The organism is Yersinia sp. 22-579, from assembly GCF_030433455.1.
Classification (GTDB): domain Bacteria; phylum Pseudomonadota; class Gammaproteobacteria; order Enterobacterales; family Enterobacteriaceae; genus Yersinia; species Yersinia enterocolitica.
The window spans coordinates 209,231-233,240 of record NZ_JAUJTZ010000008.1; the positions used below are offsets into that span (position 1 = coordinate 209,231).

A 24,010-nucleotide genomic window follows, 5' to 3' on the forward strand; every position below is an offset into this window, starting at 1 on the left:
GCGACACCAATGACTTTGAGTATATATTTTATGATTGAATATTGAGGTCAATATGATCAGTGGATCATTAACACAAACAGCTTTTTTCAGCGGATTACCAGAACGTCTGCAATGGGTTTTAGCCTATTTGGCTAAGGCGCCGTTGGCTCAATTGAGTTGCGGGCGTCATGAAATAGATGGCGAGCTTATTTTCATGAACGTGATGGAGTTCGATACCCAACCGGCTGAAAATAAGAAAGCTGAAATGCACCAAACTTATGCCGATGTGCAACTGCTTATCAGCGGCGTTGAAGGGATTGAATACTCGGTATTGACGCCCACCGAGCATCTTGAGCCTTATCATGCTGACGATGACTACCAGCTGATTGCTGAAATTCCAGATAAAAGCCAATTGCGCATGTTACCGGGGATGTTTGCGGTATTTCTGCCGGGTGAACCGCATAAGCCGGGTTGCCAAATCGCCGGTTCTGGCACTATCAAAAAAGCAGTGGTGAAAGTTCACCATTCTTTATTGTGAAGAAACTATCTCTATGATTTTTATATAATAAGAATGCACGTTATCTTTGACATCTTCCCCGGCCCCCCGGGGTTTTTTTATTGATCTTACCCCGCACAATACCGCCATTCTTCTTCACGAAATGGGCCAGTTATGTCATGATGCGCCGCAGAACTGTCTCCTGTCCGTCAATTCTCTTTCCCTTGAGGTGTCCGCGTGAAAACTGGTGCCCCCCGTTTTAAGCCAGGTAAAATTCTTGATGCCTTGGGTGCGATGCAAAATAGCCTGACCCGCTCAGCGCAGCGTATTGCTGCCTATATTCTGGCAGAACCCGCTAAAGTGACTCAGCTTTCCATTGCTGACCTTTCTGCGCTGACACAAGCCGGTGAAGCCACGATTATCCGTTTTTGTCGCACGCTGGGTTACAAAGGGTTTCAGGATTTCAAAATGGATTTGGCCATTGAAGTGGCAACCCGGCATAACAATGAAAACAGTCTGTTAGATGCTGATGTACAAGAGGGGGATGATACGTTGGCGATAGGCAATAAATTGCAATCGGCGATTAATAATGTGTTGTCTGAAACCCTGAATCTGTTGTCTATCGAGAGTGTCGAGCAGGTGGTTAAGCTATTGCGCCCGGCTGATCGTATCTGCATTTTTGGTGTCGGTTCATCCGGTATCACTGCGGAAGATGCCAAAGGTAAATTGATGCGTATCGGATTGCGGGTTGATGCGGCCACAAATAATCATTTTATGTATATGCAGGCTTCTTTGATGCGCCCCGGTGATGTAGCAATTGGTATCAGCCATTCGGGAACCTCAACTGAGACGGTACATGCATTAAAGCTGGCAAAGCAGGCTGGGGCCACCACTGTGGCGCTGACGCACAATATGGGCTCCACCATTACTGAACTGGCGGATTATGTGCTGATTAACGGCAACCGTCAGGGGCAGCTGCAAGGGGACTCCATTGGCACCAAAATTGCCCAATTATTCGTGCTCGACCTGATTTACGCCTTGCTGGTCAAAGCTGATCCGGCTCAGGCAGAAAGCATTAAACGTAAAACCACCCAAGCCGTTAGCCAAAATGGATGACCGGTAATCTATTTCTGCTGCCATTTCTAGCCGCTGCTGCGGGGATCTTCCGCCAGCGGTGGTAAATACCCCGCATCCTGTTGCTTATCTCACTCACCTCAGCATTTCGCCATCTTTGTCACGTTTTAGACACATTGTGATTGAAATAGCGGGCTGATCTTATACACTCAAATGGAGTTTTACTCCTTTGATTGATTTTATTTGGAGTTAAACCACATAAATATAAATGTGGCGAAAACCGTCTGGTAGTGACAGATTAAGTGATGCTAAACAATCAGTTGCTATGGTTTACCTGCCGCGAGGAAAACAGTTTCTGCCAGTGAACTTGGCTGGTGGTGGAGAGAGAGCGACGCTATGAGCACTTCAGTACAAGCACAAACGGACAAACCACCTCGTGGAGACAAACCATTGCGCTGGTATAAGCAGCTTACCCCTGCGCAATGGAAGGCATTTATTGCCGCCTGGATCGGTTATGCCCTGGACGGCTTTGATTTTGTTCTTATTACTCTGGTTCTGACTGATATTAAACAGGAATTTGGTCTGACACTGATTCAGGCTACCAGTCTGATTTCAGCTGCGTTTATTTCACGTTGGTTCGGTGGTTTGGTACTGGGTGCGATGGGTGACCGTTATGGCCGTAAATTGGCCATGATCACCAGCATCGTGTTGTTCTCTTTTGGTACGCTGGCTTGTGGTTTAGCGCCAGGTTACACCACGCTGTTTATCGCCCGACTGATTATCGGTATCGGGATGGCGGGGGAGTATGGCTCCAGTTCTACCTATGTGATGGAGAGCTGGCCTAAGAATATGCGTAACAAAGCCAGTGGTTTCCTGATTTCTGGTTTCTCTATTGGCGCGGTGTTAGCCGCTCAGGCGTACAGTTATGTGGTTCCGGCATTTGGCTGGCGTATGCTTTTCTACATTGGCTTGCTGCCGATTATTTTTGCTTTGTGGTTACGTAAAAATCTGCCAGAAGCTGAAGATTGGGAAAAAGCGCAAAGTAAGCATCAGCAATCTAAGCAGGCTAAAGACCGCAACATGGTGGATATTCTGTATCGCAGCAACTTGAGCTACCTGAATATTGTGCTGACCATCTTTGCCGCCGCCGCGCTCTATGCTTGCTTCACCGGCATGGTATCCACCCCTGTAGTGGTGCTCCTCGGTATCCTTTGCGCCGCAGTATTCATCTACTTTATGGTGCAAACCAGTGGTGATCGTTGGCCGACCGGTGTGATGCTGATGGTGGTGGTGTTCTGTGCTTTCCTCTACTCATGGCCGATTCAGGCATTATTGCCTACGTACCTGAAAATGGATTTGGGTTATGACCCGCACACCGTGGGCAACGTATTGTTCTTCAGTGGGTTTGGTGCCGCAGTGGGCTGCTGTGTTGGCGGCTTTTTGGGTGATTGGCTCGGGACGCGTAAAGCCTATGTCACCAGTTTACTGATTTCACAGTTACTGATAATTCCACTGTTCGCTATTCAGGGCAGCAGCATCCTGTTCCTCGGTGGGTTATTGTTCTTGCAACAAATGTTGGGCCAGGGGATTGCCGGGTTGTTACCAAAACTGCTGGGTGGTTATTTTGATACTGAACAACGTGCGGCAGGGTTGGGCTTTACCTATAACGTCGGTGCATTGGGTGGGGCATTGGCACCGATTCTGGGAGCTTCAATTGCTCAACATCTCAGCCTCGGCACGGCATTGGGTTCACTCTCATTCAGCCTGACATTTGTGGTTATTCTGCTGATTGGTTTTGATATGCCATCCCGTGTGCAGCGCTGGGTGCGGCCATCAGGTTTACGTATGGTGGATGCCATTGACGGCAAACCATTCAGTGGCGCTATCGGCCCAGTGGCTGCCAGTGTGGTGACGCAGAAATAATATTTCTACCTAAGAACGCCTTTTTATCGCCCGGTGTAGTTTAGCCGGGCTTTTTATTGACCAGATATAAGTGAAATAGGCGGCTGGCGACCTGCGTGGTGACTGGCTTAGAGCATTTGATACTTGCACATCACTAAACGGTATATAAAAGCGTTATAGGTATGCACCTAGTTATAAATACACTGAACATAATTTAGCGGCGCAACATTCTTTATGAATAGGTTTTATGAATAGGTTTGTTGCCGAATGAACCCAGTGAATAAGGTGCAAAATGAAACAGATTTCAATAAAGAAAAATGGATGGACCCGTGTTGCCTTATTTAGCGCGTTAATCTTCGGCAGTGCAACGGCCTCTGCGACTGAGTTGCTCAATAGCTCTTATGATGTCTCCCGCGAGTTATTCACCGCATTAAATCCGGGCTTTGAGAAACAGTGGGAACAGCAAAATCCCGGTGACAAGCTCACCATCAAACAATCTCATGCCGGTTCTTCTAAACAGGCCTTGGCTATCTTGCAAGGGCTGAAAGCGGATGTAGTGACCTATAACCAAGTCACCGATGTGCAAATCTTGCATGACCGCGGCAATCTTATTCCGGCTGATTGGCAAGCGCGATTACCCAACAACAGCTCGCCGTTCTACTCCACCATGGCTTTCCTGGTGCGGAAGGATAATCCAAAGAATATCCATAGCTGGGATGATTTGGTGCGTGAAGACGTCAAACTGGTATTCCCGAATCCAAAAACCTCTGGTAATGGCCGTTATACCTATCTGGCCGCTTGGGGAGCCACCGAGCAAGCTAATGGCAAAGACGAGGCCAAAACCCGTGATTGGATGAAGCGCTTCCTGAAAAACGTGGTGGTTTTTGACACTGGCGGACGTGGTGCCACCACCACTTTTGTTGAGCGTGGCTTGGGTGATGTGCTGATCAGTTTCGAATCTGAAGTCAACAATATCCGTAAAGAGTATGGCAGCGACAAATATGAAGTGATTGTCCCGCCGGTCGATATTCTGGCGGAATTCCCTGTGGCCTGGGTAGATAAGAATGTTGAGAAAAATGGCACTGAAAAAGCGGCCAAGGCTTATCTCAATTACCTCTACAGCCCACCGGCACAGCAGGTGATTACCAGCTTTAACTACCGTGTTTATGATAAAGCGGCAATGGAAGCGGCTAAATCCCAATTCCCTGACACCAAATTATTCCGGGTTGAAGAGCAATTTGGTAGCTGGCCACAAGTGATGAGCACCCACTTCGCCACCGGCGGTGTGCTGGATAAATTGTTAGCAGAAGGTCATCAGTAATGTTGTCGGCATCCAGTAAACGGGTTCTGCCCGGATTCACCCTCAGTCTTGGGAGCAGCCTGCTTTACACCTGTCTGATCTTGTTATTGCCGCTCAGTGCGTTAGTGATGCAAGTGGCCCAGATGAGCTGGGCACAGTACTGGGAAGTGATAACTAACCCTCAGGTGGTTGCCGCTTATAAAGTCACTTTACTGGCCGCCGGTGTAGCCAGTGTATTCAATGCGGTATTTGGCATGTTGATGGCGTGGATCCTGACGCGCTATCAATTCCCCGGCCGTAGTTTGCTGGATGGTTTGATGGATTTACCCTTCGCCTTGCCCACTGCGGTGGCGGGGTTGACACTGGCAACCTTGTTCTCCACCACCGGGTGGTACGGAGCCTGGTTAAACGACGTTTTGGGAATCAAAGTCTCCTTTACCTGGTTAGGGATCGCAGTCGCTATGGCCTTTACCAGCTTGCCGTTTGTGGTACGCACCGTGCAGCCTGTATTGGAAGAGTTAGGGCCGGAATATGAAGAAGCGGCGGAGACCTTGGGTGCCAGCCGTTGGCAGAGTTTCCGTCTGGTAGTGATGCCAGAACTGGCACCGGCGTTGTTGGCAGGGACAGCATTATCCTTTACTCGCAGTTTGGGCGAATTCGGTGCGGTTATCTTTATCGCTGGCAATATTGCCTGGAAGACTGAAGTCACTTCGCTGATGATTTTCATCCGCTTGCAAGAATTTGATTACCCGGCTGCCAGCGCCATTGCCTCCGTTATTTTGGCGGTTTCATTGGTGTTGTTGTTCGGTATTAACACGTTACAAAGTCGCTTTGGTCGGCGGATAGGTGGGCACTGATGGCTGATATTTCAGAGTTTAATGGTGTGGCCCGCCCGCCGATCAATTGGGGCAAATGGACACTGATTGCCATCGGCGCACTGTTCTCGGTTTTGTTGCTGGTGATCCCGATGGTGTGGATCTTTATCACCGCTTTTTCGAAAGGAATTGAGGTAGTAGGGCAGAACTTATTCGACCCGGATATGTTGCACGCGATTTGGCTGACGGTGTTGGTGGCGCTGATTGCCGTGCCGGTCAATTTGGTCTTTGGTGTGGTATTGGCCTGGCTGGTGACGCGGTTTGTCTTCCCAGGACGGCAGCTATTGATGACGTTAATTGATATTCCGTTTGCCGTTTCACCGGTGGTTGCCGGCCTGATGTATCTGCTGTTTTACGGCTCAAACGGTGTGGTGGGCGGTTGGCTGGATTCTCACGATATCCAATTGATGTTCTCCTGGCCGGGCATGGTGCTGGTAACCATCTTTGTCACCTGCCCATTTGTGGTACGTGAATTGGTGCCGGTGATGATGAGTCAGGGCAGTCAGGAAGATGAGGCTGCGGTGCTGTTAGGCGCCTCAGGCTGGCAGATGTTTCGCCGCGTGACACTTCCCAATATCCGCTGGGCATTGCTGTATGGCGTGGTGTTGACCAACGCCCGCGCTATTGGCGAGTTCGGTGCGGTTTCAGTGGTATCCGGTTCTATTCGTGGCGAGACCTACACCTTGCCGCTGCAAGTTGAGTTGTTGCATCAGGATTACAATACCGCCGGGGCATTTACCGCCGCCGCGCTGCTGACTCTGATGGCAATAGTGACCCTTTTTCTGAAAAGCGGCCTGCAATGGCGCTTAGCGCGTCAGGTTGTTCGTCTCGAACAGGAGCAAAAGCATGAGCATTGAGATTGATAATATCAGCAAGTATTTTGGTCGTACCAAGGTACTGAATGACATCACACTTGATATTCCTTCAGGCCAAATGGTGGCATTGCTTGGCCCTTCTGGTTCGGGAAAAACCACCTTATTGCGTATTATTGCCGGGTTGGAGAACCAAAACGCTGGGCGTTTAAGTTTTCACGGCACCGATGTTAGCCGTTTACATGCCCGTGACCGGCGTGTCGGGTTTGTGTTCCAGCATTACGCGCTGTTCCGCCATATGACGGTATTCGATAACATCGCTTTCGGTTTAACGGTATTGCCGCGCCGTGAGCGGCCAAATGCGGCGGCTATCAAGCAGAAAGTTGCGCAGTTGCTGGAAATGGTGCAATTAGGTCATCTGGCTAACCGCTATCCATCACAGCTTTCCGGCGGGCAGAAGCAACGTGTTGCTTTGGCGCGTGCGCTGGCGGTAGAGCCGCAAATTCTATTATTGGATGAGCCGTTTGGTGCACTGGACGCGCAAGTGCGTAAAGAGCTGCGCCGTTGGTTACGTCAGTTACACGAAGAATTGAAATTCACCAGCGTTTTTGTGACGCACGATCAGGAAGAAGCCATGGAAGTGGCTGATCGCGTGGTGGTGATGAGTCAGGGGAATATTGAGCAGGTCGGGACACCGGATGAAGTGTGGCGCGACCCGGCAACCCGTTTTGTATTGGAGTTCCTCGGTGAAGTTAACCGCTTAAGTGGTGAAATTCGTGGGTCACAATTGTTTATCGGTGCCCATCATTGGCCGCTGGATTTGACGCCAATGCACCAAGGCAGTGTGGATCTCTTCCTGCGTCCTTGGGAGATGGAAGTCAGTACTCAATCAAGCTCGCGCTGCCCGCTGCCGGTTCAGGTGCTTGAAGTCAGTCCTCGCGGTCATTTCTGGCAATTGACGGTGCAACCTATTGGTTGGCATCAGGATCCTATTAGTGTGGTCTTGCCGGAAGGTAACATTGACACTCCGGTACGCGGCACTCGTTATTATGTTGGTGGATTAAATGCTCGCTTATATTCTGGCGATCAATTACTACAACCCATTGCTTTAGCCCAAAGCGCCTGATAAGTTTTTCTTCTTTTGATAAACATAGAATTATACCCAACATCATTGGAGTGGCAGCAAGGCAGCTAACGAGCGAATCCCGATGAGCTTACATAAGTAAGTGATTCGGGTTCGTGAGAGCAGCGAACACAGCTGCCGCTTCAAGGAGGAAGGGTATTTAATAGGTATTTACAGTGACAACCCTCGAACACTGCATCGGCAACACCCCGCTGGTAAAACTGCAACGCATGAGCCAAGGGCTGAATGCTGAGATTTGGGTCAAATTGGAAGGCAATAACCCAGCCGGTTCGGTGAAAGACCGTGCCGCACTGGCAATGATCCAACGGGCAGAGTTGCGTGGGGAGATTTCTCCAGGTGATGTGCTTATCGAGGCAACCAGCGGTAATACCGGCATTGCGCTGGCGATGATTGCCGCCATGAAGGGGTATCAGCTGAAATTACTGATGCCGGAAAACATGAGCCAGGAACGTCAGGCCGCTATGCGAGCCTATGGGGCCGAGCTGATTTTGGTCAGCCGTGAGCAGGGCATGGAGGGCGCGCGGGATAGCGCTTTGGCAATGCAAGCCGCAGGGCAGGGCAAGGTGCTGGATCAGTTTAATAATACTGACAATCCGTATGCCCATTTTACCGGTACCGGGCCGGAAATCTGGCAGCAAACCGCGGGTAAAGTGAGCCATTTTGTTTCCAGCATGGGCACTACTGGCACCATTACCGGTGTTAGCGAGTATCTGAAAAGCCAAAATCCGGATGTTACGATTATTGGTCTGCAACCCGCCGAGGGCAGTAGTATTCCGGGAATCCGCCGCTGGCCTGCGGCCTATATGCCAGGAATTTTCCGCCCCGAACTGGTGGATCAGGTGTTGGATATCTCGCAGATTGCGGCAGAGGAAACCACAAGAAGATTGGCGCGGGAAGAGGGCATTTTCTGTGGTGTTAGCTCAGGTGGTGCGGTAGCCGGAGCATTAAGAGTGGCAACTGAGAACCCAGGCGCGGTGATTGTGGCGATTATTTGCGATCGTGGCGATCGTTATTTATCGACCGGCGTTTTTGAGTAAAGGGTGTGCAGCAACACACCCTTTGCCGGTTGAATAAAATATAACCCGACTCTTGCTATATAAACCCTACTCTCGCTCCAATGCTCTGATAGGGTCCATTTGTGCCGCTCTTTTGGCGGGGAAAAAACCAAAAATTACGCCAATTAGACTGGAACAGATAAACGCGGTGATAATTGATGTCGCGGAGTAAACCATCGAAAAACTGCTGCTAAATTGGCTGAACAACAGGCCGATAACCAGTGATAACACCACGCCGAGGCAGCCCCCCAATAAGCATACCAGCACCGCTTCAATCAAAAATTGCTGCATAATATCGCTGGTTCGTGCGCCAACAGCCATTCTTACCCCTATCTCTTTGGTGCGCTCGGTGACTGAAACTAACATAATATTCATCACCCCAATTCCACCGACAACTAATGAAATAACCGCTATCATCGATACCAGTAATGTCATGGTTGAGGTGGTTTTCTCAATGGTCTGGCGGATGCTGTCGGTGTTCATAACGAAAAAATCCTGCGTTCCATGACGTTGTGTCAGTAGCTTGGTGACTCCCTGTTCGGCGTTCGCCAGATCAATATCATCATTCACCCGCACCGTGATGCTTTTCAGATAGGATTGCCCCAGCATACGTTTCATCGCGGTGGTGTAGGGGATCCATACGTTGAGATTTTCGTCACTGCCGAAACCACTCTGCTTCTTAGCCGCGACACCGATGACTCGGCAGGGTAGGGAGCCGAGCAAGATAACTTTGCCTAACGGATTTTCCCCATTTGGAAACAGCTTATCGCGGGTGTTTTCATCAATAACCGCTTCTTGCATCAAGTTATCTACACCGGTGCGATTAAATGCCATTCCCTGAGCGAGGGTATAGCCGCGTACCAAGAAATATTGCTCGCCGACACCATTAACCGTGCCACTGACGGACTTATTGCCATAGCGCAAGGTGGTGCTGGTAGACACAGTTGGTGTCACGCTGTGAATATAACCTTGTTGCGCTAAAGCATCAGCATCAGTGGCCCGCAGTGTGTGGATCGCCGCCGAGCGCATGTCACCGAAATCTTTGCCGGGGAAGATCTCTAACGTACTGGTGCCCATCGAATTGATATTTGCCAGAACTTGTTGTTGCGATCCTTTACCCAATGCCACCACCGAGACCACCGAAGCAATACCGATAATAATCCCCAGCATGGTCAATAAGGTGCGTAAGCGCTGGGCTGACATTGCCAGCAGAGCCATTTTAAACGCCTCTTGTAGGCGGTCACGCTGCGCTTTCCATGAGACTAGCGGTGGCTTATGGGCAATGTCGGGCGTTTCTATCGTGCTTATTTTCGCGGGTAACTCCGGTTGCGGCATTTGTCTGTCTGCAATCACCTCACCGTCTCTGAGTTCGATAATTCGCTGAGCATGTTCCGCAATCGACATGTCATGGGTGACAATCACCACGGTATGGCCTTGCTGATGTAAGCCCTTCAGGATATTCAATACTTCAGTGCCGCTGTGGGTATCCAGTGCGCCAGTGGGCTCGTCGGCCAGAATAACTTCTCCGCCATTCATCAGTGCCCTGGCAATGCTGACCCGTTGTTGTTGCCCGCCGGAAAGTTGGCTTGGGCGATAATCCAGGCGGTCAACCAACCCTAGACGCGAGAGCAGGCTGGCAGCTCGCTGGCGACGCTCTTCACGATTAACTCCGGCATAAATAGCCGGAATCTCGACATTTTCTTGCGCGCTTAAATCATTCAGTAAATGGTAGCGCTGAAAAATAAAGCCAAAATGCTCGCGGCGTAATTCGGCTAATTCATTGCTATCCAAATGCTGAGGGATGCGACCAGCCACCAGATACTCACCCGAACTGGGTTTATCCAGGCAGCCGAGAATATTCATCAGTGTTGATTTACCGGAACCTGATGCGCCAACAATCGCCACCATTTCGCCGCTATGAATGGTGAGATTAATATTTTTCAGCACCTGAACACGTTCTTCACCGCTGATAAACCAGCGGCTGACATTATCGAGCTGAAGCAAAATCTTACTTTGATTGAGATTGGGCATCTGTTACATCCCCATCGGTGGCCCCATGCGTTGGGCCTTATTGTTGGAGGTGACAGCACTTGCCTGACTGACAATCACTTGCTCCCCGGCTTGCAAACCAGAGAGTATCTGGGCATCGACATTGTTATTTATCCCAACAGTGACCTCACGCATACTGACTTTGCCATTGCTATCAACGACCTGGACCCGATAGCGCCCATTGTTATTCTCCAATGCGGTCGCCGGGATCACCACGGCATCCTCAGCTTTATGCAATACGATATACACCTGTGCAGTCATTGAAATACGTAAAGCCCCGTTTGGATTAGCGACATCAAATAAACCGTTATAGTAAATAGCGGTAGTAGTGGAGCTGGAGCTGCTACTTGAGCTGGATGATGTGGTGGTGGTTTCATCGTTGATCGAGTCAGGGGCGGGTTCAATAGCCCGCAGGGTGGCGTTAAAGCGCTTTTCCGGTTCACCCAAAATGGTGAAGTAAACCGGCATGCCAGCTTTGACTTTTACTACATCAGCTTCGGAAATCTGCGCTTCGACGGTCATGGTATCGAGTTGTGCCACTTTTATAATTGTTGGTGCACTTTGCACCGCATTGACGGTTTGCCCCTCTTCAACCGGAATAGCGACAACGGTACCGTTGATCGGCGAAGTGATTTTGGTATAACCGAGGTTGAGTTTGGCAGTGCTGACGGCGATTTCAGCCTGTGCAATTTGGGCATCCAAGGCTTTAATTTCAGCTTGGGTGCTTTCTAATGTGGCTTTGGCGCTATCAAAATCGGCCCGTACACCAAGCCCTTTGGCGAGGATTTGTTGCTGGCGTTGGTAGGTTAACTGGTTATTTTTCTGGGTTGCCTCTTTAGCCGCGCGCTGGGCTAACACATTTTTTAGTGCTTCTTCTGCGTCTTTCAACGCATTTTGCTGAGTAAGATCATCAATTTCAGCCACTAACTGGCCTTTTTCAACCTGTTGCCCTAGGGTGACATGGAGGGCTTTGATTTGCCCTGAAACCTGAGCGCCCACCGTGACCTGTTTCTGTGCTTTGATAGTGCCATCTGCCAGTACCGTTTGTTCCAGAGTGCGGATCTCTGCTGGGGCGGTGATAAATCCTGGCCTGTCAAGCGGTGAAATCAGTCTAAACAACAGTACGCCACCGGCGATCAATAGCACCACAGCTAACCCCATAAGGCGCCGTTTCGAGCCTGTAACCTTTTGCATAATCAATCAACGATCCTTGAACCACGATGAACAAAATAGTGAAGCCAAATGTCAGGGGATAATTTACCGCCAAGGCCAACGGGTGTGAGTTAAGTGAAATTCAAGGATATGTAAGGATTGAGTAAAATTGGCTGCGCGCGAGTCAAATAGGCATGAAAATAGCCGAAATCAGGCAGGAGAGTTAAAAGATGAAAATTTTGTTAGTCGATGATGATGTTGAACTGGGCAGCATGTTGAGAGAATACCTGAGCGGTGAAGGGTTTACCGCCGAGCTGGTATTAACCGGCAAAGAGGGTATAGACGGTGCGTTGTCCGGTAACTATACCGCCTTGATCCTCGACATTATGTTGCCTGATATGAGTGGTATCGATGTGTTGCGGCAGGTGCGTAAAAAAAGCCGCTTACCGATCATCATGCTGACCGCCAAAGGCGACAATATTGATCGAGTCATCGGCCTGGAAATGGGCGCTGATGACTATATGCCAAAGCCGTGTTACCCGCGCGAGCTGGTGGCCCGATTGCGTGCCGTTTTACGCCGCTTTGACGAGCATCCGGATGTGTCATCGGATGATGATGGTGTTATTACGCATGGTGATTTGACGCTTAACCCGTCGACTCGCAGCAGTGAATGGCAGAGTAAACCCTTTGATTTGACTGCCTCTGAGTTTAATTTGCTGGAGTTGCTATTACGCTCGCCCGATCGTGTGGTGACTAAAGATGAGTTATCTGATAAAGGTTTGGGCCGACCACGTGAGGCTTATGACCGCAGTGTCGATGTGCATATCAGCAATATCAGACAAAAGCTTGCGGCGTTGCCGGGAAGTACCTTAAACATTGAAACGGTACGCAGCATTGGCTACCGCATCAGATAATCGCTATTGGTGGAGTCAGTCAGCTATGCGTGGACGGTTATTTTGGAAAATCCTGCTGGGATTTTGGCTTACCTTTATTTTAATGACTCAGATGCTGTGGCTGGTGTTTTCCTTTTACGGCAATCGCCATGAACCGCCTGAGCGTGAGATGGTGCGCAGGATTGCCAAATTACAAGTCGCTTCTGCGGCCTCGGTACTGCAAAGTGGTGGTCTGCCAGCCCTAAATGCCATGACGGCTAACTGGTCAGAAACAGATAAAAGTCACTTTTCGGTTTTGCCGGTGGCGAAAATTCCCCTGGTCACAGCACTATCATCGGATAAGGTACAACCCCCTAAGGGTCGCGATCCCGAGTTTTACAGCCGGGAGGTGACGATCTGGACTCAAGGTCTTGATGGTCAGAATTATCGTATTAGTTACGATATTGATGGACTGAGGGATATTAATCAGCGGGGCGGAGGCGGTGAGAGTCGCCGCGAAATACTGAATATACCGATCCCGATGATTTGGATGGGGGTGTTAGGTGGTTTGTTCTTCAGTACATTGCTGGCCTGGAACCTGACACGGCCGATGCGCCAATTACGCGCGGGTTTTGAACGGGTGGCTCAGGGGGATTTGTCGGTGCGACTGTTGCCTGTCATGCGGCGGCGCCATGATGAATTGACTGAAGTAGCGCGGGATTTTGATTCAATGGCCGAGCGCTTGGAAGAGTTGGTCAGCGCCCGTGAGCAGTTGCTGCATGATGTTTCTCATGAGTTACGTTCGCCGCTGGCACGGTTGCAATTGGCGATTGGATTGGCGCGCCAGAATCCCGATAATGTCGAAAATTCATTACAGCGTATTGAGCATGAGTCGGAACGCCTTGATAAGATGATTGGCGAGTTACTGGCGTTATCGCGTGCTGAAAACCACAATATTGCCGAAGATGATGAGTATTTCGATTTGCGCGAGTTAGTGACTGTGGTGGTTAATGATGCCCGCTATGAAGCGCAGGTGCCGGGGGTTGAAATTCTGCTACAGGTATCACCGCAAGTTGACTATACCGTCAAGGGAAATGCTGAGCTGATGCGGCGGGCGATCGACAATATTGTCCGTAATGCACTGCGTTTTTCAACTCACGGCCAACAGGTGAAAGTACTGCTTTCACAGGTTGATAAGAGTTACCAGATTCAGGTTTCTGACCAAGGGCCTGGTGTTGATGAGAGCAAGTTATCCAGTATTTTTGATCCCTTCGTGCGCGTTAAGTCGGCGATGTCGGGTAAAGGCTACGGCTTAGGGCTGGCTATTACTCGTAAGGTGATTTTGGCTCATGGTGGGCAGGTTGAAGCAAGAAACGGTGAGCAGGGCGGGTTGGTGATTACATTACGTGTGCCGCGCTGGATTACAGCGGATTAAATGATTAAACAAAAACGGCGCTCAAGAGCGCCGTTTTCCATTCGTATGCAATTACTTCTTGATACGAATAATAGGTGTCTCACCCACGGTGACACTACCAGATAGTTTAATCAGTTCTTTGATCTCATCCATGTTAGAGATAACAACCGGTGTCAAAGTAGACTTGGCTTTCTCTTCCAACAGGGCCAGATTGAACTCAATAACCACATCACCTTTCTTGACGCGTTGGCCTTCTTCCGCGATGCGTTTGAAGCCTTCGCCTTTCAGTTCAACAGTATCAATACCGAAGTGGACGAACAGCTCAATGCCGCTGTCTGATTCGATAGAAAAAGCATGGTTAGTCTCGAAAATTTTACCGATGGTGCCGTCAACAGGAGCAACCATTTTATTGCCTGAAGGCTTGATGGCAATACCATCACCAACGATTTTCTCTGCAAACACAACATCAGGAACATCTTCGATGTTGACGATCTCACCAGACAACGGTGCTACGATTTCAATAGTACCACTGTCTTTTTTATCATCTGAAACCAGTGATTTCAGTTTATCGAACAAACCCATGATCTTCTCCTAAGTATTTATATTGGGCAGCGTTCCAGTATCGTGGAATTAGCAGAGCGTTTTTTCTTCGATGAATGTGGTAACCAAATCCATCAATTCCTTCGCTGTTGGTTGAGCCAATGCCTGCTCCGCCAACACCTTCACATCTTCGAAATTCGTATTACGGATAATTTTCTTGATGCGTGGGATCGAAATCGCACTCATGCTGAACTCATCCAGCCCCATGCCCAATAGCAACAGTGTAGCACGTTCGTCGCCAGCAAGTTCACCGCACATACCGGTCCACTTACCTTCAGCGTGAGACGCATCAATCACCTGTTTGATCAGGCCCAATACCGATGGTGACATTGGATTATAGAGATGAGAAATCAGCTCATTGCCACGATCTACTGCCAGAGTATACTGAGTTAGATCGTTTGTCCCAATACTAAAGAAGTCAACTTCTTTAGCTAAATGGCGAGCGATGACCGCCGCCGCTGGTGTTTCCACCATCACACCGACCTCGATGGTTTCATCAAAGGCCTTGTTTTCTTCGCGTAATTGGCTCTTCAGCAGTTCAAGTTCTGCTTTCAGTTCGCGCACTTCTTCTACCGAAATAATCATCGGGAACATGATGCGCAATTTACCAAACGCCGAGGCACGCAAGATAGCGCGCAGCTGTGCGTGCAGAATTTCTTTGCGATCCATAGCAATACGGATGGCACGCCAGCCCAGGAATGGGTTTTCTTCTTTCGGCAAGTTCATGTACGGCAGGTCTTTATCACCACCGATGTCCATAGTACGGACGATAACAGCTTGCGAGCCCATAGCTTCCGCAACGGCTTTATAGGCCTGGAACTGCTCTTCTTCAGTCGGCAGTGAGTCGCGGTCCATGAACAAGAATTCGGTACGATACAGACCTACACCTTCAGCGCCATTACGCTCAGCACCAGCGATATCACGCACAGTACCGATGTTGGCAACCACTTCAACCTGATGACCATCCAGGGTGATGGCAGGCAAGTCTTTCAGTTTGGCCAGATCATTTCTCTCGGTGATGTACTGTTCTTTCACCGCTTTCAACTGATCAATCACTTCGTTAGTTGGGTTTAAATAGATTTCGTTATTGACCGCATCAAGAATCACATAATCGCCATTCTTAATTTCTTTGGTCGCTGCGCTGGTGCCGACGATCGCCGGTAACTCCAGTGAACGCGCCATAATCGAGGTGTGAGAGGTACGGCCACCTAAATCGGTGATGAACCCCAACACTTTGTTCAGATTAATCTGTGCGGTTTCAGATGGCGTAAGATCGGTTGCCACCAGAATGACTTCATCCTGGATGGTCGTTAAATCGATAATCTCCAGACCGAGAATGTTTCTCAGCAGGCGCTTACCGATATCACGTACGTCAGCCGCACGTTCTTTCAGATATTCGTCATCCAATTCTTCCAAGGCTTTTGCTTGCCCTTCGATGACTGAATAAGCGGCTGCGTCAGCAGAAGAAAGCTCGTCTTTAATGAGGGCTATGATTTCCTGCTCAAGCTCTTCGTCTTCCAGCAGCATGATATGCCCTTCGAAGATAGCCTCTTTCTCTTCACCGAATGTTTCGCCAGCTTGGGTCTTAATCGTTTCTAATTGCGCAGACGCTTTGGCTCGCCCAGCTAAGAAACGCTCGACTTCTTGCTCCACGTGGTCAGCAGAGATTTTTTTCCGGTTGATGACAATCTCATCTTCTTTCAGTAAAAGTGCTTTACCAAAAGCGATGCCCGGTGATACTGCAATGCCTGAAATCATAACCCTACCTTACTCTTGACTGGTGTTAACTAAAAAAGAGTGCGTGATTACTCAAGCTCTGCCATCAGTTTTACCAGATGCTCAACAGCTTTCTTTTCATCTTCGCCTTCAGCCGAAATCGTCACAACAGTACCTTGGGTCAGGCCCAGAGTTTGCAGTTTGAACAGGCTTTTGGCGCTAGCGCTTTTACCGTTAGAGGTCACAGTAATTTCGCACGGGAAGCCTTTTGCTTCTTTTACGAACTGGGCAGCAGGGCGGGTATGCAGACCGTTTGGTGCAGTAATAGTAACTTCTTGCTGGAACATTGTATTTCCCCAACTTATTTTGGATTTATGTTGTGGAGCTAAAGTTTAGTGTAGAACCTAAACTTTAGCCTGTATTGGTGCGCGGATAACTCTTCTTTCACACTCGCGCATGACTATGCCTTAACCGCAGGTAAGTCACAAAGACAGTTTCCGATACAACCTGAGTTCAGGCTTAAAATCGATACTGCTACATCTAAGAATAATGCTCTCTTTGCGTTATGTCTTCAATCAGCACTCAGTGACGACATTTTTTGTTGTGTTGCATAATTGATAAATCGATTCAGCTAGAGATACACAGGATACGTGATTAATTTCGCGTATCAAAATAATTGACCGGTTAAATACTAAACCCAGAGGGTAAAATCAATCTTTATGTAGTAAAAACTTTGAAGCGCGCCACAAAAAAAGCACCCATAAGGGTGCTTTTTTAGCATTTAGTGCGACGGTCTAACTACTGTTGCAGTTCTTGTTCAGTGAACAAATCTGCGAACAACGCCGTACTTAAATAGCGCTCACCCGAGGACGGAAGAATAACCACAATTGTTTTGTCAGTAAAGTCTGGTTCTTCAGAAAGCTTGACTGCTGCTGCAACCGCGGCACCGGAAGAAATGCCGGCCAGGATACCTTCTTCATCCATCAAACGACGAGCCATAGAGATGGCTTCATCATTGGTAACCAGTGCGACACGGTCAACCAGGCTCAAATCAAGGTTGCCGGGAATGAAACCCGCGCCGATACCTTGAATTTTGTGTGGGCCGGGTTTGATTTCCTGACCCGCCAATGCCTGAGTGATAACAGGAGAATCAGTCGGCTCAACCGCAACCGTGGTGATGGCCTTGCCTTTAGTTTTTTTAATGTAGCGGCTGACACCGGTCAGAGTACCGCCGGTACCCACACCTGCGATAAAGACATCCACTTCACCATCGGTGTCTTCCCAGATTTCTGGGCCAGTGGTCTTTTCGTGAATTTCCGGGTTTGCTGGGTTACTGAATTGCTGCAAGATAATATAGCGATTTGGGTCGGTGGCTTGAATTTCTTCCGCTTTGGCTATCGCCCCTTTCATCCCTTTAGCACCTTCGGTTAGTACCAGATTGGCACCCAATGCTTTGAGTAGTTTACGGCGCTCAATACTCATGGTTTCAGGCATGGTCAGGGTTAGTTTATAACCGCGCGCGGCTGCAACAAATGCCAGTGCGATACCGGTATTGCCACTGGTAGGTTCTACCAGTTCTTTGTCTGCGGTCAGAATGCCACGATTTTCGGCGTCCCAAATCATATTGGCACCGATACGGCATTTAACACTGAAACTTGGATTGCGTGACTCAACCTTCGCCAAAATGCGCCCGTTACCGATACGGTTCAGACGAACCAGCGGCGTATGGCCGATTGTTAAAGAGTTGTCTTCATATATCTTGCTCATAGCCCGTCCTTTAACTCTATGAAAATGTAGGAAACGTTCAAAGCATACGCTAACAGTATGGCTATGGAAGTAAGTAATTGGTATATCGATATGTTATTAGGAAATAAGTTTTAATCCCAATAGCTTTTAATCTTGGCAGCTCACTTTTAACCTCGGCAATAGGGGCGCGACCAGCACGCCCATGCAAAATTAACGTGGTGGTTGCATAAACTGATCGCGATAACGATCAACCCACATTGCGGTGGCACCACAGACTGCCACTGGCATAATCACCAGATTAAGCAATGGAATCATAGTGAATAAGCTTACCAGTGCGCCAAATTGCAGGTTGTCGACCTTATCTTGACGCAACGCGCTGCGCATATGCTGAAAACTCACTTTGTGGTTATCAAAGGGATAATCACAATATTGAATCGACAGCATCCAAGCGCTGAACAGGAACCACAAAACAGGGGCCAGTGTTTGGCCGACACCCGGCACCAAATACAACAGCAGCAGCACTAATGCTCGGGGCAAGTAGTAAGCTAATTTACGCCATTCACGCGCCATAATTCGCGGCAGATCTTTCATAATCCCCAGAATACCGGTATCCGGCAGGGGCTTCCCGGTTAAACTGGCTTCTAACTGCTCGGCCAGCAAACCGTTAAAGGGGGCGGCGATGAAATTGGCGATGGTGCTAAATAGATAACTGAATACCAGTAGCACTGAAATCACCATCACTGGCCACAATAGATAACTGAGCCACTGCAACCAGTCAGGGACATAACTCATCAACTGGGGGACCCAGTCTCCTATCCGATTGAATAACCACCAGAAAGCCCCACCCATCAGCAGAATATTCACCAAGAGGGGCAAAATCACAAATCGCCGGATACCTGGACGGGAGATTAACTGCCATCCTTGGGCGAAATAATGGATACCACTGACCTTTTTTACCGCTTTTTGCGTATACGCCATGCCATTCCGTTCTCTATAAGCTCATTGACCTGCGTATCATATCGGTATGATTTCCCACTGCATAGTCACATATTGTATGAAAAGTGAGCGAAACATCTAGCATAATCATCTTTCTTCGAAGAAAATTGAGCACGGACTTGCACTTGTGTTCGTTGGGAAATAGAGTTAAAGGGTGAATGTTTGCCGCGGTGGCAATGTATTGGAACAACAGAGATAGTAATGATGCAGGATTTGCGTCTGATATTAATCGTTGTTGGCGCGATCGCCATAATAGCGTTGTTATTGCATGGTTTATGGACCAGCCGTAAAGAACGCTCATCGCTTTTTCGCGATCGCCCAGTTAAACGTCCGAAACAAGAACGTGTTGAAACCCCGATCGAGAGTCTCGATGAAGGGGTAGGAGAAGTGCGCGTCCGCACTGCTCATCCACAAGAGAAGCCTTCGTTTAATCATATTGATGAAGACGACGATGAACTACCGGTGATTCAGCATACTGAAACCAAACCGGTGCAGGTCAAGGCGGAGCCTCGCCAAAAACCTTTTGCTTCAGTGCAAACAGATTATGAAGACCCTCTTTTGGGTGGACTATCTGCTGAGCAACCACCGCATGAATCACAGCGTGATCCTTTGCTTGGCTCGGTTGAAGAACATGACTCACAACCGCGTTATGCAGAGCCACAACATGTGGCTGAACATGCCCCTCGGGTGGCTCCACAACATGTGGAATTACAGCCAGAGCCTGCTGTTGCGGCTCCTGAGGTGAAACCGCAAAAACTGAAAGAAACCGTTTTGGTGCTGCATGTTGCTGCACATCACGGTGGTGCTCTGGGTGGCGAAGTGTTGCTACAGAGTGTGCTTCAGTCTGGTTTCCAGTTCGGTGAGATGGGGATTTTCCATCGTCATCTAAGCCCTGCTGGCAGTGGCCCAGTATTATTCAGTCTGGCAAATATGGTGAAACCGGGTTCTTTTGACCCTGACACTATGTCTGACTTCTCAACGCCGGGTGTCTCAATGTTTATGATGGTGCCGTCTTATGGCGACGCGAATCAAAACTTTAAGTTGATGTTGCAATCAGCCCAACGCATTGCCGATGATGTCGGTGGTGTGGTGTTGGATGACGAACGCCGCATGATGACCCCGCAAAAACTGGAAACATATAAGGCTCGCATCCGCGAAGTGTTGGATGCAAACGCAACCGCCTGATAATGTTGCCTCGCAATGAATCGAATTAACCCGAACCCCCGCATGCCGGGGGTTTTTTATCTTTGATGGTGAGCTATGGAATCAATAATTCAGCAAATTAATCAACTAAGAACCTCATTGCGCCATCACGAACATCTGTACCATGTGTTGGATGCACCAGAGATCCCTGATGCTGAATATGACCGCCTGATGCAGCAATTGCGTGAGCTGGAAGCACAACATCCTGAATTGATCACCAATGATTCACCGACCCAACGAGTGGGTGCTGCGCCGCTTGATGCTTTCGAGCAGGTAAAACACGAAGTCCCGATGCTCTCTCTCGATAACGTATTTGATGAAGAAAGCTATCTGGCTTTTGACAAAAGAGTCCATGACCGGTTGAAACGTGCCGACCCGCTGACATTCTGCTGTGAATTGAAGCTTGACGGTTTAGCGGTGAGTTTATTGTACGAAGATGGCGAATTGGTCAGAGCGGCAACGCGTGGTGATGGCACTACCGGTGAGAATATTACCGCCAATGTACGCACTATCCGTGCAATCCCGCTGCGTTTGCAGGGCGATAAACTCCCACGACGAGTCGAAGTTCGCGGTGAGGTTTTTATGCCATTGGCGGGTTTCGAGCAGCTTAACGATGAGGCTCGTCGCAAAGGGGGGAAAGTTTTTGCTAACCCGCGTAATGCTGCTGCTGGATCATTGCGCCAGCTTGATCCTCGCATCACGGCCAAACGGCCATTGACTTTCTTCTGCTATGGCGTCGGTTTATTGGAGGGCGGCGAACTTCCCCGTAGCCATATTCAGCGCCTGATGCAATTTAAGGCCTGGGGCTTACCGGTCAGTGATCGAGTGAAATTATGCACTGGCAGCGAGCAAGTGATTACTTTCTATCGTCAAGTCGAACAAGACCGTGGTGGTTTAGGTTTTGATATTGATGGGGTAGTTATCAAAGTTGATTCACTCGACTTACAGGAACAACTGGGCTTTGTCGCGCGCGCACCTCGCTGGGCTACAGCATTTAAATTCCCGGCACAAGAGCAGATAACGCAAGTTCGTGAAGTGGAGTTTCAGGTGGGGCGTACGGGCGCAATTACGCCAGTTGCGCGGCTGGAACCGGTGCAAGTGGCAGGTGTGATTGTCAGCAATGCAACCTTGCATAATGCCGATGAAATTGAGCGTTTAGGCTTACGTATCGGCGATACCGTGATTGTCCGTCGCGCTGGCGATGTTATTCCACAAGTGGTGGGCGTGGTGATGGATCAACGTCCGCAGGATGCCAAAGAGATCACTTTCCCTGAGCACTGCCCGGTGTGTGGTTCTGATATCGAGCGGGTTGAGGGGGAAGCGGTTGCCCGTTGCACTGGTGGGTTATTCTGTGCCGCACAACGTAAAGAGGCACTGAAGCATTTTGTCTCGCGCCGCGCACTGGATGTCGATGGCATGGGCGACAAGATTATCGAACAATTAGTAGAAAAACAGTATGTTGAGAACCCAGCTGATTTATTTACGCTGACTGCGGGCAAGCTGACGGGTCTTGACCGGATGGGGCCGAAGTCGGCTCAAAATCTGATTGTGGCGCTGGAAAAGGCAAAACAGACGACTTTTGCCCGCTTCCTCTATGCGCTGGGCATTCGCGAAGTAGGTGAGGCGACAGCGGCTAATTTGGCTGCTCATTTCCGTAATCTGGAAAACCTACGTGCTGCTGATATCGAGGCATTAAAAAGTGTGCCGGATGTCGGGGAAGTGGTGGCCAGGCACGTGGTGAACTTCCTTGGTGAAGAGCACAATCAGAAAGTGATCGAAGCGCTGGAAAAAGTGATCACTTGGCCCGAGCCACAGCAAATTATAGCCGAAGAGATAGACAGCCCATTCGCCGGTAAAACTGTGGTTCTGACCGGCTCACTGACTATCCTCTCACGGGACGAAGCCAAAGATCGCCTTGCCGCTTTGGGGGCCAAAGTCAGTGGCAGTGTTTCCAAAAAAACTGATCTGGTGATTGCGGGTGAAGCTGCGGGATCGAAACTGGCGAAAGCACAGGAACTGGGAATTACCGTTATCGATGAAGCGGAAATGATCCGTTTGCTCGGTGAGTCGTCCTAACGGCTGAGGATTGCATGGAAAAAGAGAACTTGGTTGAGATAGCCAATACCCGGATGCCCTTTGGTAAATATCAGGGGCGGGCGTTAATCGATCTGCCGGAAGAGTACCTGCTTTGGTTCGCCCGTAAAGGTGAGTTTCCGCAAGGCAAGCTGGGTATGTTGATGGAGATGACGCTCGCGATTAAAATTGAAGGGCTGGATGGTTTGGTTAAGCCACTCAAACGGGGCTAATTTTTTAGACTTAAATATGGCGATGAACAGTCTCAGATCATCGCCATAGTCTTATTTTATAGGGCACAAACTTCATTAAATATAAACGTCAATCTGGTTTTGAGCAGAAGGGCGGTTTACCCCATCACCTGTAGGTGTACTCGCGCTGGTTGTATCGTCTTTACCTTCTTTGGCTTTTTCCGCCGCCTGTGCCTCAATACGAGCAACTTGAGCTTGCAGTGCTGCAATTTGACTCTGAATTTGTTGCTGCTGCTTTTGCAACTCATCAGCAGTTAAACCAGAGTCTTTTAAGGTACTTAACTTTTCGGTCAGTTTTTGGATCTCTTGATTAAGAGATTTAATCTGTGCGGCGGTACTGCTATCTGAAGAGCTGCTACTGCTCACTGAAACGGATGCTGTAGAGATAGTATTCGACATCATTATTCCTTAGAACATGTGGGTGGAATAATGCTTATCGACGTGAAAGATATTAATCTTTAGCCTTTCAGCCGGGTTTTACACAATCTTATCACTTGCTAATCAGTAACCTATCACTTGGTGATTTTATGCGCGTTAAATCCAGGCTCTAAGCCGTTAGAGCACTAATTGTAGTTGCGGCCAATGCTGCTGCCAGCCTTTGCTATTGACCCGCTGGTAGTAAGTGTCGACTTCACCGTTTTTGGTATTCAGCGTGATGGTTTGACTAAATAAAGCAGCCAAACCGAATGGGGCGACCAGCTCAATATCCCCATTTTCTTTAAGGCAGGCTCCAATCGCCGTTTCCACTTCAACCCAATAGCTGATGGCGTCTTGTGTGCTGGTGTAAGGCCAGCGGCCACTACGCAGGTGCATCCTGGCTTGATTTTTAACTGACCACGGAAACGATGGATGCAGGGCTGACGTTGTGCGATTAAGTTGTTCTTCCAACTGTAAATCATGCTGCTCACTGGCATCTTGTTCATCGAAATAGACTAAATCAATATCATTAAGTGGGGTAGAGGAAGGGTATCCATGTAGCTTATCCCACACCAGATTACGGACAAATCCTGCGGCCAGACACCATTGGTTTAACTGAAGTTCACGGGCAATAGACAATGCTTGCATCCGATAGGGATCCGCGCGTAGCCATTCAATGATTTGTTGTTGCTGGTTCATTGCCAGTTTCCTCGGTAATCAATGTGTTTGGAGCAGGATAGCAGCGGGGAATGATTATGATAAATGCTAAAAAGCAAAAAACCGGCCATAGGCCGGTCTTTTAAATAGTGGTGGAGCTAGACGGGATCGAACCGTCGACCTCTTGCATGCCATGCAAGCGCTCTCCCAGCTGAGCTATAGCCCCA

At 49.0% G+C, this 24,010-nt stretch carries 21 protein-coding genes, 1 tRNA gene and 1 pseudogene; 13 read left to right on the forward strand and 10 right to left on the reverse strand.

What is annotated here, in order from left to right; all coding sequences use genetic code 11:
• Positions 1-52 precede the first annotated feature (52 nt).
• The 8 genes from nanQ to cysM all read left to right on the forward strand — a co-directional run bounded on the left by nanQ (position 53) and on the right by cysM (position 8,619).
• Entirely contained in the window at positions 53-517 is a 465-nt protein-coding gene (nanQ, locus tag QSV56_RS12055; RefSeq protein ID WP_019081743.1) for an N-acetylneuraminate anomerase, read from the forward strand.
• A 195-nt stretch (positions 518-712) separates the two neighbouring features.
• Positions 713-1,591, forward strand: coding sequence for a MurR/RpiR family transcriptional regulator (locus QSV56_RS12060; protein WP_019081742.1), 879 nt, complete (start codon positions 713-715; stop codon positions 1,589-1,591).
• Positions 1,592-1,945: 354 nt separating this feature from the next.
• Complete coding sequence (locus QSV56_RS12065; RefSeq protein WP_046050495.1) at positions 1,946-3,472, forward strand: MFS transporter; 1,527 nt, start codon at positions 1,946-1,948, stop codon at positions 3,470-3,472.
• Between the two features lie 271 nt (positions 3,473-3,743).
• A complete protein-coding gene (locus tag QSV56_RS12070) occupies positions 3,744-4,772 on the forward strand; it encodes a sulfate ABC transporter substrate-binding protein (protein WP_019083659.1) in 1,029 nt (342 codons plus the stop codon).
• The gene (cysT, locus tag QSV56_RS12075) at positions 4,772-5,608 is read left to right on the forward strand and encodes a sulfate/thiosulfate ABC transporter permease CysT (protein ID WP_046050496.1); all 837 of its coding nucleotides are present in this window, start codon (positions 4,772-4,774) and stop codon (positions 5,606-5,608) included. Before QSV56_RS12070 ends, cysT begins: the two co-directional genes overlap by 1 nt.
• On the forward strand, positions 5,608-6,483 hold the full coding sequence (gene cysW, locus QSV56_RS12080; protein ID WP_301212502.1) for a sulfate/thiosulfate ABC transporter permease CysW: 876 nt from the start codon (positions 5,608-5,610) through the stop codon (positions 6,481-6,483). Before cysT ends, cysW begins: the two co-directional genes overlap by 1 nt.
• The gene (gene cysA, locus QSV56_RS12085) at positions 6,473-7,564 is read left to right on the forward strand and encodes a sulfate/thiosulfate ABC transporter ATP-binding protein CysA (protein WP_019081738.1); all 1,092 of its coding nucleotides are present in this window, start codon (positions 6,473-6,475) and stop codon (positions 7,562-7,564) included. The genes cysW and cysA overlap by 11 nt, the downstream gene beginning before the upstream one ends.
• A 173-nt stretch (positions 7,565-7,737) precedes the next feature.
• A complete protein-coding gene (gene cysM, locus QSV56_RS12090; RefSeq protein WP_046050498.1) occupies positions 7,738-8,619 on the forward strand; it encodes a cysteine synthase CysM in 882 nt (293 codons plus the stop codon).
• 66 nt (positions 8,620-8,685) lie between these two features.
• On the opposite strand, the gene QSV56_RS12095 is transcribed toward cysM, so the two are convergent.
• Both QSV56_RS12095 and QSV56_RS12100 read right to left on the reverse strand, forming a co-directional pair.
• Positions 8,686-10,668, reverse strand: coding sequence for a MacB family efflux pump subunit (locus QSV56_RS12095; RefSeq protein WP_050129821.1), 1,983 nt, complete (start codon positions 10,666-10,668; stop codon positions 8,686-8,688).
• 3 nt (positions 10,669-10,671) lie between these two features.
• Positions 10,672-11,880: an efflux RND transporter periplasmic adaptor subunit gene (locus tag QSV56_RS12100; protein WP_050162349.1), complete on the reverse strand. Its 1,209-nt coding sequence runs from the start codon at positions 11,878-11,880 to the stop codon at positions 10,672-10,674.
• 188 nt (positions 11,881-12,068) lie between these two features.
• Here QSV56_RS12100 and QSV56_RS12105 point away from each other — a divergent pair, with 188 nt between their 5' ends.
• Both QSV56_RS12105 and QSV56_RS12110 read left to right on the forward strand, forming a co-directional pair.
• On the forward strand, positions 12,069-12,752 hold the full coding sequence (locus QSV56_RS12105; protein WP_050123153.1) for a response regulator transcription factor: 684 nt from the start codon (positions 12,069-12,071) through the stop codon (positions 12,750-12,752).
• A gap of 25 nt (positions 12,753-12,777) precedes the next feature.
• Positions 12,778-14,145 (forward strand): ATP-binding protein, encoded by a 1,368-nt coding sequence (locus QSV56_RS12110; RefSeq protein WP_301212524.1) that lies wholly within the window; start codon positions 12,778-12,780, stop codon positions 14,143-14,145.
• Between the two features lie 51 nt (positions 14,146-14,196).
• Here the strand turns inward: QSV56_RS12110 and crr are convergent, their stop codons facing one another.
• The 5 genes and pseudogenes from crr to cysZ all read right to left on the reverse strand — a co-directional run bounded on the left by crr (position 14,197) and on the right by cysZ (position 19,164).
• Positions 14,197-14,706 (reverse strand): PTS glucose transporter subunit IIA, encoded by a 510-nt coding sequence (crr, locus tag QSV56_RS12115; protein ID WP_004392561.1) that lies wholly within the window; start codon positions 14,704-14,706, stop codon positions 14,197-14,199.
• A 17-nt stretch (positions 14,707-14,723) separates the two neighbouring features.
• Positions 14,724-16,482: pseudogene (ptsI, locus tag QSV56_RS12120) on the reverse strand (phosphoenolpyruvate-protein phosphotransferase PtsI).
• Positions 16,483-16,529: 47 nt separating this feature from the next.
• Positions 16,530-16,787, reverse strand: coding sequence for a phosphocarrier protein Hpr (ptsH, locus tag QSV56_RS12125; protein ID WP_005164859.1), 258 nt, complete (start codon positions 16,785-16,787; stop codon positions 16,530-16,532).
• A 451-nt stretch (positions 16,788-17,238) separates the two neighbouring features.
• Entirely contained in the window at positions 17,239-18,207 is a 969-nt protein-coding gene (gene cysK, locus QSV56_RS12130; protein ID WP_019081731.1) for a cysteine synthase A, read from the reverse strand.
• Between the two features lie 189 nt (positions 18,208-18,396).
• The gene (cysZ, locus tag QSV56_RS12135) at positions 18,397-19,164 is read right to left on the reverse strand and encodes a sulfate transporter CysZ (protein WP_019083653.1); all 768 of its coding nucleotides are present in this window, start codon (positions 19,162-19,164) and stop codon (positions 18,397-18,399) included.
• Positions 19,165-19,383: 219 nt separating this feature from the next.
• On the opposite strand from cysZ, the gene zipA reads away from it, so the two are divergent.
• From zipA to QSV56_RS12150, 3 genes are all read left to right on the forward strand, one after another.
• Positions 19,384-20,367 (forward strand): cell division protein ZipA, encoded by a 984-nt coding sequence (gene zipA, locus QSV56_RS12140; protein WP_046694744.1) that lies wholly within the window; start codon positions 19,384-19,386, stop codon positions 20,365-20,367.
• Positions 20,368-20,442: 75 nt separating this feature from the next.
• Positions 20,443-22,461 (forward strand): NAD-dependent DNA ligase LigA, encoded by a 2,019-nt coding sequence (gene ligA / locus QSV56_RS12145; protein WP_050298675.1) that lies wholly within the window; start codon positions 20,443-20,445, stop codon positions 22,459-22,461.
• Between the two features lie 14 nt (positions 22,462-22,475).
• Positions 22,476-22,691 (forward strand): DUF3820 family protein, encoded by a 216-nt coding sequence (locus tag QSV56_RS12150; protein WP_046694746.1) that lies wholly within the window; start codon positions 22,476-22,478, stop codon positions 22,689-22,691.
• 75 nt (positions 22,692-22,766) lie between these two features.
• Here the strand turns inward: QSV56_RS12150 and QSV56_RS12155 are convergent, their stop codons facing one another.
• The 3 genes from QSV56_RS12155 to QSV56_RS12165 all read right to left on the reverse strand — a co-directional run bounded on the left by QSV56_RS12155 (position 22,767) and on the right by QSV56_RS12165 (position 24,009).
• Positions 22,767-23,108, reverse strand: a complete 342-nt coding sequence (locus QSV56_RS12155; RefSeq protein ID WP_019081726.1) for a FlxA-like family protein — start codon at positions 23,106-23,108, stop codon at positions 22,767-22,769.
• 156 nt (positions 23,109-23,264) lie between these two features.
• A complete protein-coding gene (locus QSV56_RS12160; RefSeq protein ID WP_019081725.1) occupies positions 23,265-23,825 on the reverse strand; it encodes a nucleotidyltransferase family protein in 561 nt (186 codons plus the stop codon).
• A gap of 108 nt (positions 23,826-23,933) precedes the next feature.
• Positions 23,934-24,009: transfer RNA gene (locus tag QSV56_RS12165), tRNA-Ala, on the reverse strand.
• Position 24,010 lies beyond the last annotated feature (1 nt).